7 protein-coding genes are annotated in these 6,694 nt (G+C 64.3%); 4 read left to right on the forward strand and 3 right to left on the reverse strand.

Annotation, left to right across the window (positions count from 1 at the left end; genetic code table 11):
• Nucleotides 1–244 precede the first annotated feature (244 nt).
• Nucleotides 245–2,017 carry a cation:proton antiporter gene (locus tag ACKUUH_RS14260; RefSeq protein WP_407950582.1) on the forward strand — a complete coding sequence of 591 codons (1,773 nt, stop codon included), beginning with the start codon at nucleotides 245–247 and terminating at the stop codon, nucleotides 2,015–2,017.
• A 6-nt stretch (nucleotides 2,018–2,023) separates the two neighbouring features.
• Here the strand turns inward: ACKUUH_RS14260 and ACKUUH_RS14265 are convergent, their stop codons facing one another.
• Complete coding sequence (locus ACKUUH_RS14265; protein WP_407950583.1) at nucleotides 2,024–2,380, reverse strand: cupin domain-containing protein; 357 nt, start codon at nucleotides 2,378–2,380, stop codon at nucleotides 2,024–2,026.
• Between the two features lie 139 nt (nucleotides 2,381–2,519).
• On the opposite strand from ACKUUH_RS14265, the gene ACKUUH_RS14270 reads away from it, so the two are divergent.
• Together ACKUUH_RS14270 and ACKUUH_RS14275 are read left to right on the forward strand one after the other, a co-directional pair.
• On the forward strand, nucleotides 2,520–3,758 hold the full coding sequence (locus ACKUUH_RS14270; RefSeq protein WP_407950584.1) for a GNAT family N-acetyltransferase: 1,239 nt from the start codon (nucleotides 2,520–2,522) through the stop codon (nucleotides 3,756–3,758).
• 70 nt (nucleotides 3,759–3,828) lie between these two features.
• Nucleotides 3,829–4,437, forward strand: coding sequence for a hypothetical protein (locus tag ACKUUH_RS14275; protein WP_407950585.1), 609 nt, complete (start codon nucleotides 3,829–3,831; stop codon nucleotides 4,435–4,437).
• 66 nt (nucleotides 4,438–4,503) lie between these two features.
• Here ACKUUH_RS14275 and ACKUUH_RS14280 read toward each other — a convergent pair whose 3' ends face one another.
• Nucleotides 4,504–5,055 (reverse strand): hypothetical protein, encoded by a 552-nt coding sequence (locus tag ACKUUH_RS14280; RefSeq protein WP_407950586.1) that lies wholly within the window; start codon nucleotides 5,053–5,055, stop codon nucleotides 4,504–4,506.
• Nucleotides 5,052–5,546, reverse strand: coding sequence for a GFA family protein (locus ACKUUH_RS14285; protein ID WP_407950587.1), 495 nt, complete (start codon nucleotides 5,544–5,546; stop codon nucleotides 5,052–5,054). The genes ACKUUH_RS14280 and ACKUUH_RS14285 overlap by 4 nt, the downstream gene beginning before the upstream one ends.
• A 137-nt stretch (nucleotides 5,547–5,683) precedes the next feature.
• Here ACKUUH_RS14285 and ACKUUH_RS14290 point away from each other — a divergent pair, with 137 nt between their 5' ends.
• Nucleotides 5,684–6,091, forward strand: coding sequence for a hypothetical protein (locus ACKUUH_RS14290; protein WP_407950588.1), 408 nt, complete (start codon nucleotides 5,684–5,686; stop codon nucleotides 6,089–6,091).
• Nucleotides 6,092–6,694: the final 603 nt, after the last annotated feature.

A 6,694-nucleotide genomic window follows, 5' to 3' on the forward strand; every position in this document is an offset into this window, starting at 1 on the left:
CCTGGAAAGGACGGCGCTCGCGGTACCGGAACCGTTCTCGCATGGACATGATCTGTAGCCGCAAGCCACGCGGTTTCCGGTCCGCATATCGATGCTGGTCCTTCTGGTTTCGGCTGGGTCCGCCCCCGGCCCCTTGCAGGCATATAAGGTGGAGCCCGGCCCATGGCAAGAATGGCGCAGGTTTCGCCGCGCCGCGGCAAGATTTGCGCTACTCTGAAAAAGCAGCAGCGGCGGTGAGGTGATTGTGGAAAACGAGGTTCTGAGCGCGGGGGCGGCGGTAGAGGCCGTGGCAGGGGGAATCCACGTCCCCTATCTCAAGGAAGTCATCGTTTTCCTGATCGCGGCGGTCGCCGTGATGCCGCTGTTTCACTGGTTCCGGGCGAGTACGGTGCTCGGCTATCTCTTCATCGGCGCCCTGATCGGGCCGCACGGCGTCGCGCTGATCGGCGATGCGGAAGGCGTTTCCCAGATCGGCGAGCTGGGTGTCGTTTTCCTGCTGTTTACCATCGGACTCGAATTGTCGTGGCAGAGACTCCGGTCGATGCGGACCTATGTGCTGGGGCTCGGAAGCGCTCAGGTGCTGGTGTGCGGGGCGGCGCTGACGGGATTGTTCATGGCCGCCGGGCTCACCGTTCCGGCCTCGACCATTCTCGGCTTCGCGCTGGCGCTCTCGTCCACGGCTATCGTCACGCAATTGCTGATCGAGCGGGGCGAGTTCGCCGCGCAACCGGGACGCATCGCGTTTTCGATCCTGCTGATGCAGGACCTCGCGGTGGTGCCGCTTCTCGTCATGGTGTCGATCTTCAGCGCCCATGCGCAGGGCGGGGACGAGGTGAACATGTTCAGCCTCGCGGGGATGGCGATGCTGAAGGCGACGCTCGCCGTCGCGCTCATCCTGACGGCGGGCCGCTATGTGCTGCGCTGGCTTTATGGCGTGGTGGCGCGGACGAAGAATCCGGAACTCTTTCTGGCGCTGTCGCTGCTGGCCGCGCTGCTGACGGCGGTGGCGACGGGGGCGGCGGGACTGTCGATGGCGCTTGGCGCGTTTCTCGCGGGGCTTCTGCTTTCCGATACGGAATTCCGGCCGCAGATCGAGACGGACATACAGCCGTTCAAGGCGCTGCTGCTCGGCCTCTTCTTCATCAGCGTCGGCATCGGCATGGACTTCTCCGTGTTGCGGGACAATTTCGATGCCGTGCTGGCGCTCATCGCGGTCTTCACGCTGCTCAAGGCGCTGCTGATCGCGGGGCTTACCTATTCCTTCGGGCAGACGCGGCTCTGTTCGCTGCGCACGGGGCTCCTGCTCGCGTCGGGCGGCGAATTCGCCTTCGTGGTGATTTCGGGGGCGGTGGCGGGCGGCGTGGTGCCGCTCACCGTCGCGCATGTGGTGCAGCTATCGGCGGCCGTGTCGATGGCGCTGACGCCGGGGCTTGCCGCGCTTGGCGGCTGGCTGCAGACGCGCCTCGACGGCTGGCAAGGCGACCGGGAACGGGACGCCGACGGAAAGGCCGAAGGGCTGGAGGCGCATGTCATCATCGCGGGCTATGGGCGCGTGGGCCGTACCATCGGGCAGCTGCTCAGCGAGCAGCAGCTTCCGTTTGTGGCGCTCGATCTCGATCCGATGCGCTCGCGCACGGCGCGGACGCGCGGCGAACTCGTCTATTATGGCGATGCGGCGCGGGCCGAGATGCTGGAGCGCGTGGGTATCGCCAGGGCGTCGGCGGTCGTCGTGACGCTGGACGACAGCGCGGCGGCGAGCCGGCTCGTCAAGGCGCTCAGGGCGAAGTGGCCGAAGGTGCCGGTCTATGCGCGGGCGCGGGACCGGGAGCACATGCTGGAACTGGAAGCCGCGGGCGCGACGGCGGTCGTGCATGAAGCGCTCGAAGCGTCGCTGCAGCTTTCCGGCCATGTGCTGCGCGCCATCGGCGCCTCGAACGAGGTGGCGGCGACGCTGATCGATCGCGTGCGCGTGGAGGTCTATGAGCGGCAGGCGGTGGCGCCCGACGAGGCGCCCTAGCCGGACTCAGGCTTCATAAATCGCGTAGTGCTTGCGCGTGCGCTCGATCACTTCCCAGACGCCCTTGAAGCCGGCCGGGATGACGAAGGCGTCGCCCTTTCGCACCGTCATCGGCTCGCCGCCGCCGGCCGGCACGATGCGGCTCACGCCGTCGAGGATGTGGCAGAACTCGTGCTCGGTATATTCGATGCGCCAGGCGCCCGGCTCGCTTTCCCAGATGCCTGAGAAGAACTTGCCGTCCGGCGAGGTGTAGAGGTTCCAGACGCGGTTGTCCGGATTGCCGGAAAGGACGCGGGCCGGATCGGGCGCGCCCTTCTCGGGGGCAAGCTCCGTGATGTCGAAGGGGACCGGCAAGACCGTCATTTGAGCACTCCCTCAGTTCCTTTTTCGTCAGCCTAACATGGCGGTTTTTCTGGCCGGAAGCTTGCTTCGTTCGCAGGACCATACAACCGGCAGTCCCGAAACAGGACAAATCCTGTCCGGGCCGTGTCAGGAGCGGACGATGAGTATTTCGAGCGAGGAAACCCTTGAACGCCCGGTGACGTTCGCCAGGCGCGGCGCGCGGGGAACGACGGCGCGTTTCCGGGCGGGCTACGAGGCAAGGCTCGCGCATGCGGCGGGCATCACGCTTTATGAAAGTTTCGAGGCGGCGGAGCCCGTGTGGCGCGCTTTCGAGGCCCATGCCGCCGGAACCGCCTTCCAGAGTTTCGACTGGCTTTCGATGTGGCACCGGCATGTGGGAGAGCGTCTCGGCATCGAACCGGCGATCGTGGTCGTCACGCGGGCCGGCGAGCCGCTGATGCTCGCACCGCTCGGCATCGAGCGGCGGTTCGGCCTCAGGCGTCTCGTCTGGCTCGGGGGCCGGATGGCCGATTACAAGGGGCCGCTGCTCGCGCGCGATTTCGAGGCGCGGCTCGAGGGTGGCTTCGAGGCGCTGTGGCGGCAGATCCGCCGCGCCCTGCCGCGCCACGATCTCGTGATGCTGGACAGCCAGCCCGTGTCGCTCGGCACGCCTTCGGCGCCGCTCGGCAATCCCTTCGCGGCGCTTTCATCCTCGCCCGCACCGGACGCGGCCTATGTCTTCGACCTGCCTTCGACATTCGAGGAGTTCTCGCAGCGCTACCGGGCGGAGACGCGGCGCATCGACCGCTCCAAGCTCCGGAAGCTCGAAGCGGAGGGTGATGTGACGTTCCGCATCGCGGAGACGGCGGAAGAGCGCGTTGCGATGGCACAGGACATTCTCGCGCGCAAGGCGGCGCAGCTTGCGGCGCAGGGCATCTCGTCCATTTTCGAGGAAGAGGATTATCTTGCCGCCTGGCACGATCTCGCGGCGCTGCCGGAGGAGCGGAGACTTCTCGAGGTAGCGGAGCTGCGGCTCGACGGCGCGTTTCTCTCGGGCAGCGTTGCGCATGTCTGGCGCGGGCGGTCGACGCTGATGGTGCATACCTACGACCCCGACATGCTGCCGAAGCTCTCGCCGGGGCGGCTGCATCTGCTGAAGCTGCTGCAATCGAGCATCGAGCGGGGGATCGACACCTACGATCTCTCCGTTGGCTATGCGGCGTACAAGGAAAGCTTCTGCGACGCGCCGATGGAAATGCGCAACACGATCTCGGGCACAAGCCTTGCGGGGATGGGCGCGGCGGCGGCGATCCGGACCGGGCTCGCGGCGAAGCGGCGCATCAAGAGCGACCCGCGGCTGATGGGGCTCGTGCAGAAAGTGAGGGCGCGGCTCGCCTGACCATCTATTGACATTCATATTGCCAATTAAATGAGAGGCGCCTAGTCTTCCCCGGCTCGGAGGAAAAGACATGAAGCGCATCACCGGTCCCCATATTCTCGCCGCGGTTCTCGTGGCTCTCTATGCCGTGTTCTGGTTCTGGTATGGCGGCGCGGGGCGGCCGCTTTCGGACGCGGAAATCCAGCATTATCTCACGCGCTTCGACGAGATCGGGCCGGGCGGTGGCACGCTTCATGTCCGCGAGCAGTTCGAGACGTGGATGAGGCAGGACGACGGCGACGAATTCCTGATGGTGAACCTGATCGACGAACCGGCGAACCTCGCGGCGGAGGAAGCTTACAACCGCGCGATCCTGCCGCCGCTGCTGCGGCGCGCCTCGTTTCCGGTCTTCATGGTGCGGCCCTTCACGCGCTTCATCGAACCGGAAGGGCACCACACATGGGACTTGGTGGCGGTGATGCGCTACCGGAGCCTGCGCGACCTGCTGGAGGTCGTTGCCGGGCCGGAGGCGGACCGGCTGCGCGACCTGAAGGAAGGTTCGGTCGCGAAGACGCATGTCTTCCCGACGCATATGGTGTTCAGCTTCATCTGGGTACGGTTCATCGCCGCCGCGCTTCTCGTTGCGCTCGGGCTCGTGCTGCATTTCGCGCTGCGGCGGTTCGGCTGGTATGGGCGGTAGGGGAGCCCCCCACCCGGGAAATTCGAAGGTGAATTTCCCGACCTCCCCGCGAGGGGGAGGTGAAGATCAGCGCGGGCGTTCGTCCCAGGGCTCCAGCGTGCCTGCGATGCGGCGCCGCAGCGGCATTTCCATCTGGGCGATGGCGGCGGCGGAAATCTCTTCATGGTTGAGCCAGCGCGAGGTTTTGCCTTCGCGCATGAAGCCGAGCACGACCTGCGCGTAAGTCATGTCCGGCTGGTGGGCGAGGGCATCGGCGCGGAGCGACGCGATGGAGGGTTCGCCGTCCGGCCCGGCAAGGATCGAGCGGCTGCCCATGACCTCGACGAGAAGACCGCCGGGTGCCACCAGCGCATCGAGCGCGGCGCGCAGAAGCTCCGCACGGGGACGAATCCAGGTGAGCGCGAGAGAGAAGGGGGCGTGTTTCTCGAGTGCCGCGAGGAGCGCCGGCTCGTTCTCGTAGGAAAGGGCGAGAGGCACGCATTTCGCGTCGAGCGCTCTGTCGCCGAAGGAAAAACTCTCCGCGTTGCGCGAGACGATGACGGCTTTTCCTGCTTGCGCAGCCGCATGACGTGCGGCGGCGGAAAGCATGCCGGTCGTGCCGAGGAGGAGGGCGGTCATGGGACGATCTCCCTTCTTTTCTTCCGCTTTCGCTCGATCATGATGCCGGGATAGCCCTTGAGGGGGGCGAGCGGTTCGCCGAGATATGCCCAGTCGGGCATCTCCTTCAGGCCTGCGTGGTAGCGCGGTTCGCGGCCGACACGGGTCTTGAAGAGCGCGCGGGGAATATTGATGACATGGCGCGAGCGCTCGCGCTCGTAGAAGAGCGGCGTGCCGCAGCGGCGGCAGAAGCTGCGCGCGACGCCCGGCTCCTCGTAGCGCGTCAGTTCATCCTCGCCCTCGACAAGCCGGAAGCGCTTCTTCCAGCTTCCGACCCAGGCCATGGAGGCGGCGCCTGTCGTTGCGCGCGTCGCCTCCGAGTGGTCGTGCCAGGCCCAGAGCGCCGGAACCATGATCTCGAAGCGCACCGCGCCGCAGCGGCATTGTCCGTGGGCCCATTGCGGGGTTGGGAGGGTGCGCTTCTTCGGCGGCATGTCCGGGGCTTTGCTCATGATGCGGAAGTTTGCGCATGAAGGGCGCGCGAGGCGAGGGATTTTCGGTCCCGGCTTCCGCTAACGGAAACGTGATTTGCGGCGCGGCGGGGAGGTTTCCCAGAGTGGCGTCGGATCACGGGATAAAGGGGGAACCGATGGACGGATTTATGGAAGCGCTTGCCGCCGCACAGGCATCGCAGGACGCTTATGTGGCGACGCTGCCGCAATGGGTACAGCTCTGGATGATGTGGATGACGGTTGTGCTCGGGCTGGGCGCGGTCGTCTTTTCCTTCGTTCGGGTGGAAGCGCGCTGGCTCTTCCTGGCGATGATTGCGGCGCTCGTCTCGACCATGGCGCTCGGCATGAGCGTCGGCTGGAACAAGCTCTGGGGCGTCACGCATCTCATCTTCTGGACGCCGGTCGTCATCTATTACATCCGGCGCTGGCCGCTTGTGGAGAAGAAGAGCGTGTTCGGCGTGTGGTTCGTGCTGGCGCTTGCGACGATGATCGTGTCGCTGGTGTTCGATGCGAAGGACTTTGTGGAGTATTTGATGGGGGTGTGAGGGGGCGGCAGTGGACATTCAGAGTGTCGTCGTTGCATCAGAGACTTGCCGACACGCCTAAGACGTACAGACATGCGAGGAGGTATATGCCGAATTGAATTCTTATAAATTCATTTCTCTCACGCATGGCGTAGTGGTTTGGAATCGAAACCTGACTGGAGAACGCGCTCCGAGGAGTGGTGCGGCTCATCTGCAAGTCGTGGATGATAATCCAATCGACGATGAATGCTCCGAATACGAACGCGCAAAAGACAGCAGCATCAAATGGATTCGCAAGGGAGGAAATATTGAACAGGAATTTGTAGTTAAAGAGCGTAGTTCCTGCGTTTAGAATTCCGAAAAGTAAGCTGAAGCTGCGAAGAAAAGTTGGGTTTACGTCCGACAAATACACAACGGCATGGCATATGAAATAAGAGCAAAGGACTTCAAGGAAGAAAAATAAGAAGAACGCAACGGAAGGTAATATGTGGGCTTCCGTCGGCAAGCCTAAGCCCCCAAAGCCCGGTAGCGCGATGACCGCGTACACGAAATTCAGTATCGTGATCAACGCTGACCTGCGCCCCAAGTTTCATCCAGTCGGAAGTAGAGTCTCGTGACCATTTG

Origin of the sequence: Parvibaculum sp. (assembly GCF_045863935.1) — a bacterium.
In the GTDB taxonomy this organism is placed as follows: domain Bacteria; phylum Pseudomonadota; class Alphaproteobacteria; order Parvibaculales; family Parvibaculaceae; genus Parvibaculum.

What these genes read in the sequence shown, in the direction of transcription:
- ACKUUH_RS14265 (WP_407950583.1), bottom strand. Translation starts at nt 2,380, where the DNA reads ATGACGGTCTTGCCGGTCCCCTTCGACATCACGGAGCTTGCCCCCGAG.
- ACKUUH_RS14270 (WP_407950584.1), top strand. Translation starts at nt 2,520, where the DNA reads ATGAGTATTTCGAGCGAGGAAACCCTTGAACGCCCGGTGACGTTCGCC.
- ACKUUH_RS14275 (WP_407950585.1), top strand. Translation starts at nt 3,829, where the DNA reads ATGAAGCGCATCACCGGTCCCCATATTCTCGCCGCGGTTCTCGTGGCT.
- ACKUUH_RS14280 (WP_407950586.1), bottom strand. Translation starts at nt 5,055, where the DNA reads ATGACCGCCCTCCTCCTCGGCACGACCGGCATGCTTTCCGCCGCCGCA.
- ACKUUH_RS14285 (WP_407950587.1), bottom strand. Translation starts at nt 5,546, where the DNA reads ATGAGCAAAGCCCCGGACATGCCGCCGAAGAAGCGCACCCTCCCAACC.
- ACKUUH_RS14290 (WP_407950588.1), top strand. Translation starts at nt 5,684, where the DNA reads ATGGACGGATTTATGGAAGCGCTTGCCGCCGCACAGGCATCGCAGGAC.